This window comes from Burkholderia sp. 9775_39 (genome assembly GCF_015712225.1).
Classification (GTDB): domain Bacteria; phylum Pseudomonadota; class Gammaproteobacteria; order Burkholderiales; family Burkholderiaceae; genus Burkholderia; species Burkholderia cenocepacia.
The window spans coordinates 281,943-303,016 of record NZ_JACCQC010000001.1 but is presented as its reverse complement, the minus strand read 5'-3'; the positions used below and the strand labels follow the sequence as shown (position 1 = coordinate 303,016).

Sequence of the window (21,074 nt, the reverse complement as noted above, 5' to 3'; positions counted from 1 at the left end):
GGCGCGGTCGCACTACGACCGCCGCATCGTCGAGACCAGCGCGATGTCCTCTTCCGGCGGCGCCGGCCGCGCGGGGGCAGTATCGCGCGTCGGCCGCTGCGCGCCAAGCCCGGTGCCGCCGGTGCGCCGCCGCGTCGCGTGCCGCTCGATGACCCGCTGCAACACGCAGAACACGCACAGCAGCGCGCCGATCACGATCCGCGTCCACCATGAACTCAGCGTGCCGTCGAACGTGATCAGCACCTGGATCGTGCCGAGAATGCCGACCCCGAACACCGAACCGATCACGTAGCCCACGCCGCCCGTCAGCAGCGTGCCGCCGATCACGGTCGCGGCGATCGCGTCGAGCTCCATTCCCTGCGCCTGCAACCCGTACCCCGACAGCACGTACAGCGTGAACACCACGCCGCCGAGCGCCGAACAAAAGCCGCTCAGCGCATAGACGCCGATCTTCGTGCGCGCGACCGGCAAGCCCATCAGCAGCGCCGAGCGTTCGTTGCCGCCGACCGCATACACGTTGCGACCGAAGCGCGTGAAATGCGCGACGTAGATCGCGACGGCCAGCGTCGCGAGCGCGATCAGCGCCCCGGCGCTCAGCGTGCCGCCGCCGACCGGCACGCTGATGCCGGCGATCGCATGAAACGCCGGCTGGTTGATCGTGATCGACTGCGTCGTGATCAGGAAGCAGGCGCCGCGCGCGAGAAACATGCCGGCGAGCGTGACGATGAACGGCTGCAGCCGGAAATAGTGGATCAGCGCGCCCATCGCGGCGCCGTACAGCGCGCCGAATGCGAGCACGAGCGGCACGATCACCCATACCGGCCAGTGCAGCCGTTCGGCGCCCACCGCGCAGAAGATCGTTGTCAGCGCAACGACCGAGCCGACCGACAGGTCGATGCCGCCGGATACGATCACGAACGTCATCCCGATCGCGACGATCAGCAGGAACGCGTTGTCGACGAGCAGCCCGGTCAGCACCTGCATCGAGAAAAAGCCCGTGTACATCACGGACCCGAAACCGAACAGCGCGACGAACAGCACGATCGTCACGACGATCGGCAGCGTGCGCGGATCGGCGAGGCGGCCAAGGAAACGGGTCATCGCGGCGTCGCTCCGGTGGTGGTGGCGCGCGATCGCGCGGAAGGCAGCAGTCGCGACGCGTGCCGGACCAGCAGCGCGCGCGCCGCGTCCGACTGGATCAGCGTCACGACGATCACGACGACCGCCTTGACGACGAGCGTCGCCTCCGGCGGCACACCGATCGAGTAGGTCGTGTAGGTGAGCGTCTGGATGATCAGCGCGCCGAGCACCGAGCCCGCGAGACTGAAGCGGCCGCCGAGCAGCGACGTGCCGCCGAGCGTCACCGCGAGGATCGCGTCGAGTTCGAGCAGCAGCCCCGCGTTGTTGCCGTCGGCGCTGCGCACGTTCGAACTGGCGAGGATGCCCGCGAGCGCCGACATCACGCCCGAGCACAGATACACGCCGAACACGACCGCGCCCGAACGCAGCCCGACGAGCCGCGTCGCGACCGGGTTCACGCCGATCGCGCGAATGAACAGCCCGAGCGCCGTGCGGTTCACCAGCAGCGCGGTCGCCCCGATCGTCGCGAGCGCGATCCACACCGCGCACGGCACGGTCGCGAGATAGCCGCCGCCGAGCGCGAGATAGCCGGGCGCGCCGATCGGGATGATCTGGCCGCCCGTCAGCAGTTGCGCGACGCCGCGCCCCGCGACCATCAGGATCAGCGTCGCGATGATCGGCTGCATCCCGACGAATGCGACCAGCAGCCCGTTCCACGCGCCGGCCAGCAGCCCGACGCCGAGCGCGGCGGCCAGCGCCATGCCGACCCGCGACGGATCCGCCTCGAGCACGATCGCGGCCGCCGCGCCGGCGATCGCGACGATCGCGCCGACCGAGATGTCGATCCCGCGCGTCGCGATCACGAGCGTCATCCCGAGCGACACGATCACGAGCGGCGCCGCGCGATTGAGGATGTCGATCGGCGCGCCGAACAGGTGGCCGTCGAGCAATGCGATCGACAGGAAGCCCGGGCGATGCGCGACGTCCAGCGCGAACAGCAGCGCGAGCGTCAGCACCGGCCACGCGAGCGGATGACGAAACAGCGTGCGTAACCGCGTCATGACTGGCCTCCCGCGATCAACCGGTAAACCTGCTCCTCGGACGCATCGGCGCCCGTCAATTCGGCGACCTTGCGGCGGTCGCGCAGCACCGCGATCCGGTGGCTCACGCGTACGACCTCGCCGATCTCCGACGAGATGAACAGGATCGCGAGCCCTTGCGCGCACAGCGCGAGCACGCGCTCCATGATGTCGAATTTCGCGGCGACGTCGATGCCGCGCGTCGGCTCGTCGAGAATCAGCAGCTTCGGGTCCGTCGCGAGCCAGCGCGCGAGCAGCACCTTCTGCTGGTTGCCGCCCGACAGCAGCCCGATCGGCTGCTCCGCGTCGCGCGCCTTGATGCCGAGCCGGGCGATGTACGTGTCGGCGATCTCGCGCTGGCGCGCCCGCCCGATCAGCCGCCACCAGCCGCGCCGCGCCTGCAGCGCGAGGACGATGTTCTCGCGGATCGACAGCGCGGCGACGATGCCCTCCTTCTTGCGGTCCTCCGGGCAGTACGCGATGCCGTGGCGCACCGCATCGTGCGGCGATGCGAGCCGCGTGCGCGCGCCGCCGATCTCGATCGCACCGGTATCGGGGCGCGCGGCGGCGAACGCCAGTTGCGCGGTTTCGGTGCGGCCCGAGCCGAGCAGCCCGGCCAGCCCGACGATCTCGCCGGGGCGCACGTCCAGATCGAGCGCGCTCATCATCCCGCGCCGGCCGACCTGCTGCATCGACAGGAACGGCGCGGGGGTCGCGGTGTCACGCTCGACCGCCGCGGCGCCCGCCTGCAGCGTCTCGGACATGCGCTCGCGGCCGGTCATCTTCGCGACCAGCAGGTCGACCGGCAGGTCGCGCGCGAGATACTCGCCTTCGCGCTCGCCGTTGCGCATCACGGTGATCCGGTCGGACACCGCATAGGTCTGCTCGAGAAAGTGCGTGACGAACAGGATCGCGATGCCCGACGCCTTCAGCCGGCGCAGCACGGCGAACAGCCGCGCGACCTCGCCGTCGTCGAGGCTCGAGGTCGGCTCGTCGAGAATCAGCACGCGTGCGTCGACCGACACCGCGCGCGCGATCGCGACCATCTGCTGCACCGCGATCGGATATGAATCGAGCGAACGCGTGACGTCGAGCGCCAGGTCGAGTTCGGCGAGCGCGTCGCGCGAGCGCGCATGGATCGTCTTCCAGTCGATCGCGCCGCGCCGCATCGGCTGCCGGCCCGCGAAGATGTTCTCGGCAACCGACAGGTTCGCGCACAGGTTCACTTCCTGATAGAGCGTCTGGATGCCGGCCGCCTCGGCCTCGCGCGGCGCGGCGAAGTTCACCGGCGCGCCGCCGACGCGAATCTCGCCCGCATCGTGCGCATGCACGCCGGTGAGCACGTTGATCAGCGTCGACTTGCCCGCGCCGTTCTGGCCCATCAGCGCGTGGATCTCACCCGGAAACAGCCGGAAGTCGACGCGCTGCAGCGCGCTGACGCCCGGAAACGACTTGTCGATGCCGATCATCTCGACCACCGGCGAACTCTGCATGCAGCCTCCCTCGAAGCGCCGCCGGACGGTGGCCGCCAGGCCGCCGCCCGGGCGGACAGGTCAGTACTTGCGGGTCGGCAGCACCTGCGCCGCGACGTTCATCGGAAACACCGTTTCGTTGGTCACGATGCGCTTGGGCAACTGCTTGCCGGCGACGACGTCCTTCACCGCGGTCATCAGCTGCGGGCCGAGCAGCGGGCTGCATTCGACGTCGACGTTGATCTTGCCCGCGACCATCGCCTGGAAGCCGCCCTTGGTCGCGTCGAACGACACGACGCTCACGTCCTTGCCGGGCTTGATGCCGGCCTCTTCCATCGCCTGGATCGCGCCGAGCGCCATGTCGTCGTTGTGCGCGTAGACGACGTTGATCTGCTTGCCGTAGGTCTTCGCGAACGCTTCCATCACCTGCTTGCCGCCGGCGAGCGTGAAGTCGCCGCTCTGCGACGCGATCACCTTGAATTTCGGATTGTTCTTGATCACTTCGAGCAGGCCCGCGCGGCGGTCGTTGGCCGGCGCGGAACCGACCGTGCCCTGCAGCTCGACGATGTTGATCGGGCCCGCGTCGTTCTTGTAGCGCTCTTCCAGCCAGTGGCCGGCGCGCCGCCCTTCCTCGAGGAAGTCGGAGCCGATCATCGTCACGTACAGCGACGGGTCCTTCACGTCGACGCCGCGATCGGTCAGGATCACCGGGATATGCGCGGCCTTCGCTTCGGTCAGCACCGGCTCCCAGCCCGATTCGACGACCGGCGAGAACGCGATCACGTCGACCTTCTGCGCGATGAACGAGCGGATCGCGCGAATCTGGTTCTCCTGTTTCTGCTGCGCGTCGGAAAACTTCAGGTTGATGCCGGCGTCCTTCGCCGCGCTCTTCACCGACACGGTGTTCGCGGTGCGCCATGCGCTTTCCGCGCCGACCTGCGAGAACCCGAGCGTGATCGGCTTTTGCTGCGCGTGCGCGCCGCCTGCCAGCACCGTCGCCGCGGCGACGATCGCGCCGGCCGCCAGCTTCCTGATGAATGTCATGGTCCGTCTCCGATGATGTCGTTGTGTGCCGCGGCGCTGTTGTGTTTCTGCGTGGCGCTGGCGCGGATCGGGCTGCACCGGCCGGCGTGGGCAGCCGGCGCGGTATACATGCCCCGCATCAGTCTAGAAACAAGTCCGATAACCTTCCAATGAAATATTGGATTGGGCCGATGCCGAAATCAGCATACGTATAAACACCTAAGCGCGAGACCCCGCGGGCGCGGCGTCTCGGCGCGCCGGCCGCCTTGAACGGAGGCCGGATATCGACGGAGACGAAAGCATCAGCGCATCACGCCCCTGGCGCGCAGTTCACGGCCGATACGCCCGATTTCGCGCTCGCCTTCCACCAGCGCGGCGGCGCTCGTGTGCACCGAGTAGGCGCCCAGATGAAGATCGTGCGGATGCGGAATCGCGGTACCGACCACGAAGCGCGCGTCGGTCACGGCCTCGAATTCGATCGGCGCGTCGGACGCGTCGAACACGACGAGCTCGCCCCGCCCGACCGGGTCCGGCGTGCGCAGGCGGCCGTCCATCACGGCGGTCCAGCCGACCCGGTGGCCCTGCGGCGGCCGGCAGGTCCAGCGCTCGCCCGCCGTCAACTGCACGACGACGTAGTTGATGCCCGGCGGCGCATCGACCGGGCTGACCGCGTCGCCGTGGCGGCCGAGCAGCACGCGGGCCGGCCCGTCCGTCGGGATGTCGTCGATCGACAGGTGCTGACTGAACGCCGGCGCCAGCTCGCGCCCCGGCGGCAACGCCACCCACAGCTGGAACGCCTTGACCGGCGGCACCACGGAACCCGTATGCCAGACGCCGCGCCCCGCGCTCATCCATTCGATGTCGCCGGCCCCTATCGGGCCTTCGTGGCCCGTCGATTCCACATAGGTGCCGTGCCCGTCGAGCATGAGCGTCAGCGTGGCGATGCCCGAATGCGGATGCCAGCCGAAGGCCGGCTTGCCGAGCGGCGCCCGCGTATCGATCAGGTCGAGGAACACGAACGGCTTGATCATCTCGCCCACGTCGGACGGGCTGACCATGCGGACGACCGGCCCGTGCGCGTTGCCGCGCGTGCGGAACACGACACGACGGCCGGCGACGGTGGTCGAGGGAACGGAATCGAGGGTATTCAACATCGGTTCTCCGGTGGCCGGTATCCGGCGTATTGCGTCAGGCCGCGAGGGCCGCTGCCGCTTCCTTCGCCGATGCAATCGCGCCCGTGCGCTTGTCCGCCCCCATCGCGACGCCTTCGGCACGAATGAACGTGATGTCGGTGATGCCGAGAAAACCGAACGCGTCTCTCAGATAGGTTTCCTGATGATCGAACGACGCGAACGGCGACCCGACGCTGTACACGCCACCACGTGACGACGCGATGACCAGCTTCTTGCCGCCGCACAGGCCGACCGGCCCGTTTTCGTCGTAGCGAAATGTCGTGCCGGCCACCGAGATGCGATCGACCCACGCCTTCAGTTGCGACGCGATGCCGAAGTTGTACATCGGCGCGCCGATGACAACGATGTCGGCCGCAAGGAATTCCTCAAGCGCGCGCTGGCCGATCTCGACGTCCGCCTTCAGCGCGTCGTCGACCGGCGCGCCTTGCGCGGCGGCAAGGTGTTCGGCGGCCAGATGGCCGAGCGGCGTGGCGGCGAGGTCGAGGTGCGTGACCGTGAGGCCGGGATCGCGGGCGCGGAAGCGGGCGACGATTTCCGCCGACAGTTCGCGGCTGACCGAGCCCTGGCCGAGGATGCTCGAATCGATGTGCAGCAGTTTCATGCAGATTCTCCTTGAGACGGATGGATTCGCCGGTAGCGTGAGACCAGTATGGAGATCGATTCGGCTTTACACTAGATGGATAAACAGGATTTGATTAATCCATTTCTGGAGTAATCCCATGCTCGATCTGAATGATCTCGCGCTGTTCGTCCAGGTCGTCCGCGCCGGCAGCTTTTCGGAGGCCGCACGACGCCTGCGCATGCCGGCCAATACGCTGAGTCGGCGCATCGACCAGTTCGAAGGGCACATCGGCACGCGCCTGCTGCATCGCTCGACCCGCAAGCTGGCGCCGAGCACCGAGGGCCTGGCGCTGTTCGAGCGCTACGCGCCGGCACTCGACCGGATCTTCGAGATCGAACGGCAGCATGCGGACGGGCAGGAACCGGCCGGAACCGTGCGCGTGGCGGCGATGGCCGGCCTGTTCGAAGTGATCAAGCTGGAATGGCTGGCCGAGTTCTACGCGCGCCATCCGCGCATCAGCATCGACTTCCTGCTCGACGACACGCCGTCCGACCTGATCGCCGAGCGCATCGACCTCGCACTGCGCATCGGCATCGAGACCGGCGGCAGCTTCCGCGTGCGCCGGATCGCGCCGGGCACGATGATCCTCGCCGCCAGCCCCGCTTATCTCGAACGACGCGGCACGCCCCGCACGCCGCGCGAGCTGGCCGACCACGATTGCCTCACGGTGTCGAGCCGCCAGGGACGCAGCATGTGGCGCCTGCAGGGGCCGCGCGGCACGCAGGAGATTTCGATCGACAGCCGTTTCTCGGTCAACGACATGCGCGTGGTCATGCAGGCGTGCCTCGCCGGCCTCGGCATCGCGCTGGTGCCGCGGGTGCTCGCCGCGGCGGCGATCGACGAAGGCAAGCTGGCGCGCGTGCTGCCGGCCTACCAACGCTCCGGCGCCGGGCTCGGGCTGCAGCTCGTCTATACGAGCCGCCCGCCGCTGCCGCCCGCGGTGACGGCCGTCGCCGAGTTTCTGCTGGAGAAGCTCGACCAGGGGATGTCGAGGTGTCCCGAGCCCACGGCCGGCCGATGACGTTTCGTCGTCGCCGCGAACGGCATTTCCCGGCCGCTCTGCCGTCGCGTCGTACGGCCAGCCGGCGCACGATTCTTGCTCCCGTTCCGCAACGACCGCTCATGCCGTGCTGCAGGTCGCCGTCCGCGCCCATTACGAACAAGGGAGCAAACACATGACCGCCGCCCACGAGCACGGGTCGCCATCCGTCGCCATCGCCGTCTCCATCGCCGCCAACCGGCACACGCGCGCATGAAGCAGCCCGCTTCGAGCACGGCCGCGGCGCTGCGCCACGTCGACGACCGCCAGCCCGGCTACACGCGCCGCCGCCTGCGCAACGGCTTCGCGTATTACGCGCAAGACGGCACGCGGATTCGCGATGCCGCGGAAATCGCCCGCATCGACGCGCTGGCGATTCCCCCTGCCTACACCGACGTGTGGATCTGCGCGGACCCGCTCGGCCACCTGCAGGCGACGGGCCGCGACGCGCGCGGCCGCAAGCAGTATCGCTACCACCCGCAGTGGCGGGCGACCCGCGACGCGAACAAGTACGCACGAATGGCCGCGTTCGCGCGGGCGCTGCCGCGCATCCGCGCGCGCGTCACGCGCGACCTGGCGTTGCCGGGCATGCCGCGCGACAAGGTCGTCGCGACGATCGTCCGCTTGCTCGACACGACGCTCGCGCGGATCGGCAACGCGGAATACGCACGCGAAAACGGCTCGTACGGGCTGACGACGCTGCGCAAGCGCCATTTGAAGATCCAGCCCGGCCAGGTGCGGCTGCGCTTCACCGGCAAGAGCGGGATCGAACACGACGTGACGGTCGACGATGCGCGGGTCGCGCGGATCGTGCGGCGCTGCGCGGAACTGCCCGGTCACGAGCTGTTCCAGTATGTGGACGACGACGGCGTGCGCCATCCGGTCGGGTCGTCCGACGTGAACGACTACCTGCGCGAAGCCGGCGGCGCCGATTTCACCGCGAAGGATTACCGGACGTGGGCCGGCAGCGTGCACGCGCTCGGGTTGCTGCGGCGCGTGGAGCACCGCGGCGTCACGCATGCCCGCAAGCAGATCGTCGAAACCGTGCGCGCGGTGGCGGACCTGCTGCGCAACACGCCGGCCGTGTGCCGGCGCTGCTACATCCATCCGGTCGTGCTCGACGCGTTCGAGTCGGGCGCGCTCGCCACGCTGGCGGTCCGGCGCTCGCTGCGCGGCCTGCGCGCGGATGAAGCGGCGTTCGTCGCGTTGCTGGTGTCCGCGAGCCGGCGCGCGGCGAGATGACCGTCCATGCCGCGCCCCGCCCGCCGGGGTGCAATCCGGGCGACGTCCCCGCGTGTCGTTTACCACCGGTTTCCGGGCGCATGACCGATAGCCGCTCGCGCCCGTTTCTCTAAACTGGTTCGCACAATACACCTGCCCGGTGTCGTCCCGCTGCGCGCGTCACGCCACCGGCATCGAGGCATCCCCGAGACATCAGCCTTCGCAGTCCGCCGGCCCGCACGACCCCGCTGCATTCCCGCCGGCCGGTTGCCAAGGCCATTCCAGGAGAGTTCATTGAGCCCGTCGCAAGCGCACCCCGCGAAAGCCCGGTCTTCGCGCAAGTCCGTCAAGCTGGATGACATCACGATCGTCGACCCTGCCGTCCTCAAGCGCGCGGTCGGCGCGATGGCGTTCGGCAATGCGATGGAATGGTTCGACTTCGGCGTCTACAGCTATATCGCCGTCACGCTCGGCAAGGTGTTCTTCCCGTCCAGCAGCCCGTCCGCGCAATTGCTCGCGACCTTCGGCACGTTCGCGGCCGCGTTCCTCGTGCGCCCGCTCGGCGGCATGGTGTTCGGCCCGCTCGGCGACCGCATCGGCCGCCAGCGCGTGCTCGCCGCGACGATGATCATGATGGCCGTCGGCACCTTCGCGATCGGCCTGATTCCGAGCTATGCGTCGATCGGCATCATGGCTCCGATCCTGTTGCTCGTCGCCCGCCTCGTGCAGGGCTTCTCGACCGGCGGCGAATACGGCGGCGCGGCGACCTTCATCGCCGAGTTCTCGACCGACAAGCGTCGCGGCTTCATGGGCAGCTTCCTCGAATTCGGCACGCTGATCGGCTATACGCTCGGCGCGGCCACGGTCGCGCTGCTGACGGCCACGCTGTCGCAGGACGCGCTGCTGTCGTGGGGCTGGCGCGTACCGTTCTTCATCGCCGGTCCGCTCGGCCTCGTCGGCCTCTACGTGCGGCTCAAGCTCGAGGAAACGCCGGCATTCAAGAAGGAGGCGGAAGCACGCGAAGCGGACGAACGCGCGCGGCCGAAGCAGCGCTTCGCGACGCTGCTCGTCGAACAGTGGAAGCCGCTGCTGCAATGCGTCGGCCTCGTGCTGATCTTCAACGTGACCGACTACATGGCGCTGTCGTACCTGCCGAGCTACCTGTCGGCGACGCTGCACGTTCGCGAATCGCACGGGCTCTTCATGGTGCTGCTCGTGATGGTGCTGATGATGCCGATGACGCTGTACGCCGGGCACCTGTCGGACAAGGTCGGCCGCAAGCCGGTGATGATGGCCGGCTGCGTGGGCCTGCTCGCGCTGTCGGTGCCGGCGCTGATGCTGATCCGCACCGGCGGCATGCTGCCGATCTTCGGCGGGATGCTGATCTACGGCATCCTGCTGTCGACGTTCACGGGCGTGATGCCGTCCGCGCTGCCCGCGCTGTTCCCGACGCGGATCCGCTATGGCGCGCTCGCGATCGGCTTCAACGTGTCGGTGTCGCTGTTCGGCGGCACGACGCCGCTCGTCACCGCGTGGCTCGTCGATCGCACCGGCGACCTGATGATGCCCGCGTACTACCTGATGGGCGCGTCGTTCATCGGCATCGTGTCGGTGCTTGCGCTGCGCGAGACCGCGCGCCAGCCGCTGCCCGGCTCCGGGCCGTGCGTGGCGAGCCGCGCGGAAGCGTTGAGCCTCGTGCGCGGCGGCGCCGACGAAGCGCATGTGCGCGGCCGGAGGTTCACACCGGTCAGCGAGCGCGCGTAACGCAGGTCGACGCGACGCCGCGCGGCCTGCGCGCATGTCGCCGGTCGCGCGGTCGTCAGTTCGCGTGCAGTGGCTGCGCGTCGAACCAGTCGAGCAGCGTGCGCGTGACGAACGCGGGATTTTCCAGGTTCGAAATATGGCCGGCGTCCGGCACCAGCGCATGCGCGCAGCCGATCACGCTCGCCATCTTCACGGTTTCCGACGGCGGCCGCGCCATGTCGCCCGCGCCGCACATCAGCAGCGTGCGTTCCGCGTCGAGTTCGGCCAGTGCGGACAGCGTGTCGGGCCGGCCGAAGATCAGCCGACCGAGCGGCGCGATAGATTGCCGCAACCGGTCGGCGGGCAGGTTCGCCAACGCATCGCGAAACGCGGTCGGCACCGGATCTTCCAGATTCACGTCCGGCCGGAAGAACAGCGGCACGATCGCGTCGAGCAGCGGCGGCGCGATGCGGCCCGCGGCCTCGATCGCATCGAGCATTCCGAAGTAGCGGGCGCGCGTCGCGTCCGGCTCGGCGTCGAGCGACGCGTCCATGATCACCAGCGAGCGCACGCGCTGCGGCTCGCGCAACGCGAGCCGTGCGCCCCACATGCCGCCGACGCTGAGGCCGACGATCGCGCACTGTTCGATTTCCAGCGCGTCGAGCAGCGCGCTCGCCTGCGTGGCGAGATCGTCGAGCGTGTGCGTGCCGTCCGGCAGCGCGCCCGATGCGCCATGCCCCCAGAGGTCCGGCACGATCACGCGATACCGGCGCGACAGTGCGTCGATCTGCGGCGCCCACATCGTGGCATCCCACAGATAGCTGTGCCCGAGCAGCACCGGAAAACCGGTGCCGTGATCGAGGTAATGCAGGGTACTGCCTTGAATGCCGTGTGCGGGCATGCTGTCTCCGGGAGGTCAGGACTCGGCGGTGGCCCGGAACCGGGCGTCGCGGTCGGCGGCGTTCCGTGACGAACGCGAAGCGGCGCATCATCGCACAGGTTGCAGGTATTGCGCATGACGCCGCGCACGACGCATTCGCCGGGCCGCGCTATCCGACGCGATACATGGGCAGCACGTTGCTGCCGGCCGTGTCCTGCTCCGGCGCGAGCGCTGGGCACGCCTGATCGAGCAGCCAGTTGGTCAGCACCGCGATATCGAATTCGTTGCACGCATCGGGGTTCTGCACGAGCACGTAGCTGCCCGACGCAACGGTGCAATGCGGGAACAGCTCGACGAGCCGCCCCTGCTTCAGCAGCCCGTCGACCAGCGGCCGCCTGCCGATCGCGATGCCGTGCCCGTCGACCGCGGCCTGGACCAGTTGATCGTACTGGCTGAAGTGCAGCGCGCCGGCCGGCCGCAGCCGCGGCACGCCGAGCTCCTTCAGCAAATGGCTCCACCCGTGCCACGGCCATTCGCCGCGCGGGTCGTCGAGATGCAGCAGCACGTGCTTGTCGAGATCGGCCGGCTTCATCGATGCGGCGTCGCCCATCGCCGTCAACAGGCTCGGGCTGCACACCGCCACGACACGCTCGCGAAACAACACGTCCGTATCGTCGGTCGACGTATACGGGCCGGCATAACGCACCGCCAGGTGCAAACGTTTGCGTTTAAGATCTTCAATTTCGCTCGTTGCCGACACGCGCACGTCGATGTCCGGATAGCTGGCGCGGAACGAACCGAGGCGCGGAATCAGCCACAGCGCGGCGAACGAAACGGTGGTCGACAACGAAATGGCGCGCTGGCCGACGCTCGACGACAGCTTGCCGACCACCGATTCCAGATCGGACAACGCGAACGAGATCGCGTCGTACAACTCGCGCCCCTTGTCGGTCAGCGTGAGCGAACGAATGTGCCGATGAAACAGCTCGATCCGGAGCTGCTCTTCGAGCGCCTTGACCTGCCGACTCACGGCCGATTGCGTGACGTTGAGCTCCTGCCCCGCACGCGTGAAGCTCAAATGGCGCGCCGCGCATTCGAAGCCTCTCAGGAAATCCAGCGAAGGCAGACTTCTCAATCGCTTTGCCAATCTCACATTAGCCATACCGCCGCCTCAAAGTTGCACCCATCGACAGACAAGTTGCCGTTCGTCTCCCTGGATCGTCTCTCCTATTTGGATTCGGAAACGATTTTATATTGAAGCATGGATGCATATCATTCTTATTTTCAATCGTGACACTTGTATTTATCTATCAATTTTCATCGCATCGATACGCTTACACAAACATTATCAAGTAGTGATTTTGTAAATTAATATGCGAACGAATCGAGCGTACCAAAAGGGTTGATAAATTGGCGTAAAAACAGGCGATTGCGGACAAAATTCGACGTCATCGCATCCATATCGACGTCATGACAGAGAAATCATCCGATGCCTACAAATCGATTTCAATCAGCCGACTTTTCATTTTATTTTCCGGATTGCGAAAACAAACAGTCTGCAACATACATACAAAATGCCATTCAAATCCGGAATTTAGCGTTTATTAAAATATACTAAACGGATGAAATCCGGCATTTTCATGCCGCCGCGTGAAATTGACGAGCCGATTATGTCCGGAAATGCATAATCCGCCGGCCGGCAGCGCCGGTCGGTGTGCATTCGATGCGCATGTCGGGCGGAATTCGGGCCGCGCCGCGCGACGACCGTCAAGATGAATCCGCTACGGACCGTCCGCCGCGCCATTCGCGCGCGCGGTCACTTCGCGGCGATAGCGGTTCAATTCCTGCGCGGTCGCGAACGTGCGCTCGAACAGGATCGACAGGTTGTGCAGGATCCGCTCGACGACCTTCTTCTCCCACTCGCCGTCGAACCGGATCTGCTCGTCGAGCCAGCGCTCGAGCCATTCCGGATCCGGCAGACGCGACTGCACGGTATCCCGCGGGAACAGCGCCTGGTTCACGTGCAGGTTGGTCGGGTGCAGCGGTTTTTCGGTGCGGCGCGCCGACGCCATCAGCACGCCGATCTTCGCGAATGCGGCACGGGCGACGTCGCCGCAGTTGTTCAGCGCCTTCTTCATGTAGCGCAGGTACGCGCCGCCATGACGCGCTTCGTCACGCGAAATCGTTTCGTAGATCTGCTTGATGACGGGCTCGGTGTGCCAGTCGGCCGCGCAGCGGTACCAGTGGTTCAGGCGGATCTCGCCGCAGAAGTGCAGCATCAGCGTCTCGAGCGGCGGCGCCGGATCGAACTGGAAGCGCACCGCGTGCAGTTCCTCTTCGGTCGGCACCATCTCGGGCTTGAAGCGGCGCAGGTATTCCATCAGCACCAGCGAATGCTTCTGCTCCTCGAAGAACCACACGCTCATGAACGCGGAAAAGTCGCTGTCGTGCTGGTTGTCGCGCAGGAACATTTCCGTCGCGGGCAGCGCCGACCATTCGGTGATCGCGTTCATCTTGATCGTCTTCGCCTGCTCGTCGGTGAGCAGCGAAGCGTCGAACTTGTCCCACGGAATGTCCTTCTCCATGTCCCAGCGGACCGCTTCGAGCGACCTGAACAATTCCGGATAGAGCATCGTCGTCACCGTCGTCGCAACGCGTGGCGCGGTCATGCCGATTGGGTCGAGGCCGGCGCGGCCGCTTCGGCATCGGGCTCGCGATCGTCCCGGTCGTCGTCCACCGCACGCGGCGACAGCCGGCCGCGCAGCAACGCAGAGTAGAACTGCCGATACGTGCGGTGGTAATAGCGGATGCGCGGCGCGATCGCGCCATGCAGGTCGTGCAGCCGCTCGATCGGCAGGTTCGGCATCATGTGATGCTCGACGTGATAGTTGTTGCCGTTCGTGAACCACGTCATGAACGCGTTGCTCTCGATCGTCCGCGTGTTGCGGAACGGGTCGGTGCTCGTCAGGTCGCAGCGGTAGTGTTCGGGCATCTCGACCAGCGCATGCACGGGCGCCGCGACCGATACGAGCGGCACGACCCACACCCAGACGACGAACCACGTGTGCAACGCGAACGACAGCGCGGCCAGCAGCGCGATCGCGGCGGCCATCAGTAGGTAGTCGCGGCGGATCGCGCGCGACACGAGCGCATTGTCGCCGAAGCGCGCGCCCGGCACGACGAGCTTCGCGACGTTCTTCGCGAACTGGATATAGTGCGCGGCCATCGACAGCCGCCACACCCACAGCCCGACGTTGACGACGGGGCGTGCGCCGTACTGGTCGCCGTAGTCGAAGAACTCCTTGTTCTCCGGTGTGCCGAGCAGCCGGTGATGCCGCAGGTGGCTGTCCTGGTACGCATGAAACGACACGAGCATCGGCATGCCGAGCAGCACGCCGAACACCATGTTCAGCCGCTTGCTGCGGAACCCCTGGTAATGCAGCGCCTGATGCTGCAGCTCGACGCCGTGCGCGTACATCGCGCCGATCAGCAGGATGCCGACGATCTTCAGGATCACGAGCGTCGACAGCGCGAACATCATCCCGTGCGCGATGAGCGCGACGTAGACCGCCAGCTTCAGCGAGAAGACCACGCCGCTCGGGCGGCTCTTCATGTCCGCAACCGGTTTCGGGCGGGCGACAAGCGATGAGGTGACGGACAAGACGCTCTCCTTGAGCCGGACTGCCCCGGCACGATGACGCGGCGACGCTGACGCGCTGCCGGGTTGCAATTCTTCTGTGAGTCGATGTTTCGGACAAACGAATTTTCCGAACGCATTGCATGACGCCTGCGCATGAGCGCACCACATCGTGAACTAGACGACCGGTCGAATGAGACCGACCAGTCACCTCGTGGATGCGCGCTGCTCATGCATAGCCTGCATAGATTCCGTTTGTCGGCGCCGATCGATCCGGCAAGAATCCTCCTCACTCGACGAACGGCGCCGCCGGCACCGTGGCGCGAGCGGCCGTGTTCCTCAAGGGGAGAATCCTCGTGACGAAGTGCGCTTCCACCATTCACCGTCTGATCGAATCGCTCGAGGACGTCGCGGGCGCCATGCATCGCATGACGTTCGTCGACGACGCGGGCCATGAAGCGGGCATCACGTACCGGCACTTCGCGGAAGCGGTGTTTCGCCAGGCCGGCGCGCTGCGCGAGCTCGGGGTGCGCGAGAACGACCTGGTGATGCTTGCGCTGCCGGCGTCGGTCGAGCATGCGGTCGCGATGATGGCGTGCGTGATGACGGGCGCGCTGCCGTGCACCGTGCCCGTTCCCGCGCGGCGTGCCGCGGCCGGGCGGCAGGTGGCGGACGTCGCGTGCGAGCTGTACCGGCCGCGCCTCGTCATCGCCGCCGACGCGCAGGCCGCGGCCTGGCGCGACGACGCGTTTCCCGCGGCCGCCACGCGCGTCGTCGATCTCGCGACGCTGTCGAGCGCGGCGGACGTCGGCGCGCGCGCACTGATCAGTTCGAAGAGCGGCCGCGATCCGCATCATGTGCAGCTCACGTCGGGTTCGACGTCGCATCCGAAAGCCGCGGTGCTCAGTCACGAGAACGTGATCGCGAACGTGCTCGGCATCGGCGGATCGGTGCGCTTCGACATCGCGGCCGGCGACGGCACCGCGTCGTGGCTGCCGCTCTATCACGACATGGGGCTGCTCACGCTGCTGTCGAACCTGCATTACCGCGCGCCGTTGCTGATGATGCAGCCGAACAGCTTCATCCGGAATCCGCTCGGCTGGCTCAAGCGCATCGCGTCGGCGCGCGCGACGACGACGTCGGTGCCGACCTTCGCGCTGCGCTACTGCGTGCGCCGCTTCAATGCCGCCGCGATGGATGGCGTCGACCTGTCCGCGTGCCGCAACATCTTCATCGGCGGCGAACGCGTCGACGACGCGACGCTGCGCGATTTCGCCGCGACGTTCGCGCCGTACGGCCTCGCGGCGTCGGCGCTGCAACCGTGCTACGGGATGGCCGAATCGACGCTCGCGGTATCGATGCATCGTGCTTGGCACGAAGGCGCGGTCGACGGCGCGCCGTACGTGATCGCCGATACGCTCGACCGGCGCGCGCTGATCGAGCGCCGCGACGCGCAGCCGGCCGCCGCGAACGATGGCCAGGACACGGAGACCGAAACGGTGCTCGCGATGGGCACGCCGATCGACGGGATGGCGTTCCGCATCCTCGACGACGGCGACCACGCGCTGGCCAATCGCGCGGTCGGCGAAGTCGCGATCCGCGGCACGTCGGTGATGCTCGGCTACCTGAACCCCGACGACGGCACGATCGCCGCGCCGCTGACGGCCGACGGCTGGTTCCGCACCGGCGACATCGGCTACGTCGCGGACGGCCAGTTGCATATCCTCGGCCGCAAGAAGGAAGTCATCATCATTCGCGGCAGCAACTATTTCCCGCACGAGATCGAGGAAGCTTTGGCCTCGCACAGCGCGCTGCGCAAGAGCACCTGCATCGCGTTCGGCCTGCCCGATCCCGAAACCGGCACCGAGCGGCTGGTCGTCGCGATCGAGGCGCGGCCGGTCGACGCGACGCCGCAAACGCGCACCGAGTGCCAGCAACTGCTCGCGTCGCGCATCGGCTTCGCCGCGCAGGATCTGTGTTTCGTCGAGCCCGGCTCGCTGCCGCGCACGACGAGCGGCAAGCTGCAGCGCCTGAAGTGCCGCGATCTCTATGCGAACGGCGCGTTGCCGGTGATCCCGGCATCGGCCGCCGTCGAAGCGGGCCAGGGAGCGTTCGCATGACGGCCGCCCCACTCGACTCCGTGCTCGAACTGCGCGACGTCACCCGCGTGTACGAAGGCGCGGGCCGCGTCGTCGCGGTGCGCGGCGCGACGATCTCGATCGGCCGGCGCGACGTCGTCGCGCTCGTCGGGCCGTCGGGCAGCGGCAAGAGCACGCTGCTCAACCTCGCCGGTTTTCTCGACGTGCCGAGCAGCGGCGAACGCTGGCTCGAAGGCCGCCGGATCGACGACGCGCCGGACACGCTCGAACGGATTCGCCGCGAGCGCATCGGCTTCGTGTTCCAGCAATTCAACCTGATTCCGGTGATGTCGGCGCTCGAGAACGTCGAGCTCGGCTGCTTCGCGTGGGGCACGCCGCGCACGCGGCGCGAACGCGCCCGCGCGATGCTCGACGCGGTGGGCCTCGCCGCGCGCGAACGGCACCGCCCCGGCGAGCTGTCCGGCGGCGAGCAACAGCGCGTCGCGCTGGCCCGCGCGCTCGCCAAGGAGCCGGCCATCGTGATCGCGGACGAGCCGACCGCGAGCCTCGACAGCGCCAACGCGCGGGCGGTCGCCGAGCTGATCCTCGACACCCAGCGCACGCTGGGCACCGCCTTTCTGATTGCGTCGCACGACGATCGTCTGTGCGCGCACCTGCCGCGCCGCATCGAGATGCGCGACGGCGTACCGGGAGTGAATCGTGAACTGGTCGACGTTTGCGTGGCGTAACCTCTGGCGCAACCGGCGCCGCACCGTGCTGACGATGGCGATGATCGGCGTCGCCGCGTTCGCGTCGAGCCTCGCGCTCGGCTACGTGATCGCGACGTTCGACGCGGTGCGCGAAGGGTCGATCGACAGCGGCGTCGGCCACGTGCAGGTGCTGCATCACGGCTATCTCGACCTGATCGGCGAACGGCCGCTGCAGTACGGGCTGAGCGCCGACGAGCAGGCTGCCGCCACGCAGGCGATTGCAAAGCTGCCCGGCGTCGCGACGACCGCGCGCGGCATCGACTTCGACGGACTCGTGTCGAACGGCGATCTCAGTTACGGGTTCGTCGGCGAAGGGATCGAGCCGAACCGCGAACCGCCCGGCTTCTTCGACTATCACACGGTGCTGTCGGGCCGCTACCTGTCGCCGACGAACGCCGGCACCGAAGTCGTCGTCGGCGCCGAACTCGCGCGCAAGCTCGGCGTGCACGTCGGCTCGGTCGTGCAGCTGATGGCGTCGACCGCGCACGGCGGGATCAACGCGACCGACGCGCAGATCGTCGGTGTGATGAGCACCGGCAACAAGGACGTCGACGAGCGGATCGTCAACGTGACGTTCGCGGCCGCGCAGGCGCTGCTGCGCACCGACCGCGCGTCGCGCATCGCGGTGTTCCTCAAGGACACCGCCGGCACGCCGGCCGCCGCCGCGACGCTGCGCGCCGCGCTGCCGACGCTCGACGTGCGGACCTGGGACCAGCTGGTATCGCTCTATCACCAGGTCGTCGCGCTGTACAAGAACCAGTTCTCGGTATTCGGCGCGATCCTCTGCGTGACGATCCTGCTGTCGATGAGCAACTGGATCCTGATGAGCATCGTCGAGCGCCGCCGCGAGATCGCGACGCTGCGCGCGCTCGGCGTGCCGGCCGCGACGGTGCGCGGCGTACTGATCCAGGAAACCGCGCTGCTCGGCCTGCTCGGCGCGGCCGCCGGCATCGCGCTCGCGCTGCTGACGATGGTCGCGCTCAATCACGCGCAGATCCACCTGCCCGCGCCGCCCGGCCGCGTGAAACCGATCCTGCTCGAATTCACCGTGTCGCCCGTCGCCGTGGCTGCCGTCGAAGCCGCGTTCGTCGTGCTCGGCGTGGCCGCGGCGCTGCTCGCGACGCTCGGGCTCGCGAAACGCAACATCCTCGAAGGACTCGCCCCATGAATCGCATTCGTCTTACGTTCGCCGCGTTCGTCGCGTGCGTGCCGCTCGCCGCCCACGCGGCCGACGCGCCGCCGGCGCAGACCATGCTCGCCCGTGCCGACGCTTACCGCAGCACGGCCGCCGATACGCAGACCAACATCGAGATCACCAACGAAGTCGGCGGACAATCCGGCGACGCGACGCGCTATCTCGTCTACACGCGCGGCAACGGCGACACGCTCGCGCTGACGCGCAGCGGCGAGAACGACGGCCAGAAATACCTCGCGACGACGCGCGGGCACTGGTTCTACGTGCCGAACACGCGCAGCGCGGTGCGCATCAACGGAATGCAGCGGCTGCAGGGCGAAGTCGTGATCAGCGACATCACGCGCACGCACTGGGCCGACAGCTATCGCGCGACGGTCGCGCCCGGCACGACGCCGATCGCCGGCAAGCCGGCCACCGAGCTCGACCTGACCGCGACCGATCCCGACAACGTCTACCCGACGATCAAGCTGTGGGTCACGCCCGATACCGACGTGCCGCTGCGCGCGCAGTTCTTCCTCGCGAGCGGCCTGCTGTTTCGCAGTGCGGATTTCTCCGCGCCGGTCGACGCGAACGGCCGCAAGGTGATCCGCAAGATCACGTATCGCAACGAGGTCGAGAAGCAGCGCGCGAGCGTCGTCGACATCCTCGACGGCCAGCCGCGCAAGATTCCGTCGGGCTGGTTCAATCCCGACACGCTCGCCGATGGCCAGTGAGTACGACGCCGATGCCGACGCTCATCGTGACCGCCGCCGTTCATCGCCCGAGCGCGCCCGTCGCGGCTGGCCCGGTGTGGCGCTCGCCATCCCGCTCGCGCTCGGCTGCACGCTCGCGCACGGAGAATCGCTGATGGACCAGCTCGGCACGCTCAACGGGATCGGCTACGCGCGCTCCGTCGACAGCATGGACGGCCACGCGCTGCTCGGCCGCCTGATCGGCGATTCGCCGCGCAACCAGCAGGAAGCCGGGCTGCTCGCGCGCATCGACGGCGAGAACCTGTTCGTGAATGCGCGCGTGGTCGCCAGCAACCATTCGCTCGGCGCGCAGGCGAGCCGCTTCAACGAAGCCGGCGTGCGCTACGCGTTCGACAACGGCATCACGCTCACGGCCGGCAAGCGGATCGATACGCTCGACACGTCGCAGGCGTTCTTCCCGCTCGGCTTCTTCCAGAAACGGGCCGCGACGGCCGACATCTACGATCGCTACGGCGACGTCGAAGGCACACCGCTCGTCGAAGCGAAATGGGCCGGCGAGCAGACCACGCTGCAGTTCATCGCCGGCGAGAACCGCACGCTGCGCAACGACGTCGACAACCGCGACGTCGAAGGCGCGACGCAGCTGGTGCGCGGCGCGTACAACTGGTCGGGCGGCTCCGCCGCGCTGCTCGCCGGCCGTCACGCGGGCCGCGGCGGCGCGGGCGCGACGCTGTCGTTCGACGTCGCGCGCTCGGACACCGTCTACGCGAGCGCGTGGCTCGAACGCGGCACGACGCGGCCGCTGCCCGCCTTCATCGCGAACGGCACGCCGCTCGATTCGGCGGCTGCGTACGACGCCGTCGATCGCCGCAACGATCGCCAATATATGTGGCGCAGCGCGCTCGGCATGCAAAGCGCGCTGCCCGGCAACCTGTCGCTGATCGTCGAGTGGTCGCACGACGAAGCGCGTTACGACGCGAGCCAGTGGCGCCGGATGGTCGGCGCGGTGCAGGCGAACAACGCGCTGCTGCCCGTCGCGCCCGGCGCCGCGCTGGCCGGCCTCGGCGGCACGGCCAGCTTCGTGAGCGTCGACGGCAGCCTGCGCGACTACCTGTTCGCGCGGCTCGGCAAGAAGATCGGCCGCATCGAGTATTCGCTGCGCGGCGTCTATTCGCCGCAGGACAAGGGCCTGCTCGCGATCGCGCAGGTCGTCGCCGACGTGAACACACGCGTGAGCGTCGATGTCGCGCTCACCCACGCCTTCTCCGACAGCCAGTCCGAGTACCGGATGGTCGGTCTCGGCACCCGCATCGACGCCGCCGTGCGCGTGCGTTTCTGACAGGAACCCTG

18 protein-coding genes are annotated in these 21,074 nt (G+C 67.8%); 8 read left to right on the top strand and 10 right to left on the bottom strand.

Features of this window, described 5'->3' with window-relative positions:
* Positions 1 to 12 precede the first annotated feature (12 nt).
* From yjfF to H0X90_RS01300, 6 genes are all read right to left on the bottom strand, one after another.
* Positions 13 to 1,101 (bottom strand): galactofuranose ABC transporter, permease protein YjfF, encoded by a 1,089-nt coding sequence (gene yjfF, locus H0X90_RS01325; protein ID WP_006498029.1) that lies wholly within the window; start codon positions 1,099 to 1,101, stop codon positions 13 to 15.
* Positions 1,098 to 2,141, bottom strand: a complete 1,044-nt coding sequence (locus H0X90_RS01320) for an ABC transporter permease (protein ID WP_062911490.1) — start codon at positions 2,139 to 2,141, stop codon at positions 1,098 to 1,100. The genes yjfF and H0X90_RS01320 overlap by 4 nt, the downstream gene beginning before the upstream one ends.
* Positions 2,138 to 3,652, bottom strand: a complete 1,515-nt coding sequence (locus H0X90_RS01315; RefSeq protein WP_077189522.1) for a sugar ABC transporter ATP-binding protein — start codon at positions 3,650 to 3,652, stop codon at positions 2,138 to 2,140. Before H0X90_RS01315 ends, H0X90_RS01320 begins: the two co-directional genes overlap by 4 nt.
* A 60-nt stretch (positions 3,653 to 3,712) precedes the next feature.
* On the bottom strand, positions 3,713 to 4,675 hold the full coding sequence (locus H0X90_RS01310) for an ABC transporter substrate-binding protein (protein WP_006482235.1): 963 nt from the start codon (positions 4,673 to 4,675) through the stop codon (positions 3,713 to 3,715).
* 281 nt (positions 4,676 to 4,956) lie between these two features.
* The gene (locus H0X90_RS01305) at positions 4,957 to 5,808 is read right to left on the bottom strand and encodes a pirin family protein (protein ID WP_077189523.1); all 852 of its coding nucleotides are present in this window, start codon (positions 5,806 to 5,808) and stop codon (positions 4,957 to 4,959) included.
* Between the two features lie 34 nt (positions 5,809 to 5,842).
* Positions 5,843 to 6,448, bottom strand: a complete 606-nt coding sequence (locus H0X90_RS01300) for an FMN-dependent NADH-azoreductase (protein ID WP_006498024.1) — start codon at positions 6,446 to 6,448, stop codon at positions 5,843 to 5,845.
* Positions 6,449 to 6,566: 118 nt separating this feature from the next.
* On the opposite strand from H0X90_RS01300, the gene H0X90_RS01295 reads away from it, so the two are divergent.
* The 3 genes from H0X90_RS01295 (at position 6,567) to proP (ending at position 10,493) form a co-directional block, all read left to right on the top strand.
* Entirely contained in the window at positions 6,567 to 7,490 is a 924-nt protein-coding gene (locus H0X90_RS01295) for a LysR family transcriptional regulator (protein WP_006498023.1), read from the top strand.
* A gap of 231 nt (positions 7,491 to 7,721) precedes the next feature.
* Positions 7,722 to 8,750, top strand: a complete 1,029-nt coding sequence (locus H0X90_RS01290) for a DNA topoisomerase IB (protein ID WP_006498022.1) — start codon at positions 7,722 to 7,724, stop codon at positions 8,748 to 8,750.
* A 273-nt stretch (positions 8,751 to 9,023) separates the two neighbouring features.
* Positions 9,024 to 10,493 (top strand): glycine betaine/L-proline transporter ProP, encoded by a 1,470-nt coding sequence (proP, locus tag H0X90_RS01285; RefSeq protein WP_077189524.1) that lies wholly within the window; start codon positions 9,024 to 9,026, stop codon positions 10,491 to 10,493.
* A 55-nt stretch (positions 10,494 to 10,548) separates the two neighbouring features.
* On the opposite strand, the gene H0X90_RS01280 is transcribed toward proP, so the two are convergent.
* From H0X90_RS01280 to H0X90_RS01265, 4 genes are all read right to left on the bottom strand, one after another.
* Entirely contained in the window at positions 10,549 to 11,373 is an 825-nt protein-coding gene (locus tag H0X90_RS01280) for an alpha/beta fold hydrolase (RefSeq protein ID WP_034203970.1), read from the bottom strand.
* A 148-nt stretch (positions 11,374 to 11,521) separates the two neighbouring features.
* Entirely contained in the window at positions 11,522 to 12,514 is a 993-nt protein-coding gene (locus H0X90_RS01275; protein ID WP_006482230.1) for a LysR substrate-binding domain-containing protein, read from the bottom strand.
* A gap of 619 nt (positions 12,515 to 13,133) precedes the next feature.
* Positions 13,134 to 13,994 carry a diiron oxygenase gene (locus H0X90_RS01270; protein ID WP_034178508.1) on the bottom strand — a complete coding sequence of 287 codons (861 nt, stop codon included), beginning with the start codon at positions 13,992 to 13,994 and terminating at the stop codon, positions 13,134 to 13,136.
* A gap of 23 nt (positions 13,995 to 14,017) precedes the next feature.
* Positions 14,018 to 14,965, bottom strand: coding sequence for a fatty acid desaturase (locus H0X90_RS01265; protein ID WP_006498019.1), 948 nt, complete (start codon positions 14,963 to 14,965; stop codon positions 14,018 to 14,020).
* Between the two features lie 380 nt (positions 14,966 to 15,345).
* Between H0X90_RS01265 and H0X90_RS01260 the strand changes: the two genes are divergently transcribed.
* The 5 genes from H0X90_RS01260 to H0X90_RS01240 are packed head-to-tail and all read left to right on the top strand — an operon-like array spanning position 15,346 to position 21,063.
* The gene (locus H0X90_RS01260; RefSeq protein ID WP_006498017.1) at positions 15,346 to 17,109 is read left to right on the top strand and encodes a fatty acyl-AMP ligase; all 1,764 of its coding nucleotides are present in this window, start codon (positions 15,346 to 15,348) and stop codon (positions 17,107 to 17,109) included.
* Positions 17,106 to 17,816: an ABC transporter ATP-binding protein gene (locus H0X90_RS01255; protein ID WP_006498016.1), complete on the top strand. Its 711-nt coding sequence runs from the start codon at positions 17,106 to 17,108 to the stop codon at positions 17,814 to 17,816. Before H0X90_RS01260 ends, H0X90_RS01255 begins: the two co-directional genes overlap by 4 nt.
* A complete protein-coding gene (locus H0X90_RS01250) occupies positions 17,788 to 19,005 on the top strand; it encodes an ABC transporter permease (protein WP_048988606.1) in 1,218 nt (405 codons plus the stop codon). The genes H0X90_RS01255 and H0X90_RS01250 overlap by 29 nt, the downstream gene beginning before the upstream one ends.
* Positions 19,002 to 19,745, top strand: a complete 744-nt coding sequence (locus tag H0X90_RS01245; RefSeq protein ID WP_006482245.1) for an outer membrane lipoprotein-sorting protein — start codon at positions 19,002 to 19,004, stop codon at positions 19,743 to 19,745. Before H0X90_RS01250 ends, H0X90_RS01245 begins: the two co-directional genes overlap by 4 nt.
* The gene (locus tag H0X90_RS01240; RefSeq protein ID WP_077190617.1) at positions 19,735 to 21,063 is read left to right on the top strand and encodes a hypothetical protein; all 1,329 of its coding nucleotides are present in this window, start codon (positions 19,735 to 19,737) and stop codon (positions 21,061 to 21,063) included. The genes H0X90_RS01245 and H0X90_RS01240 overlap by 11 nt, the downstream gene beginning before the upstream one ends.
* Positions 21,064 to 21,074 lie beyond the last annotated feature (11 nt).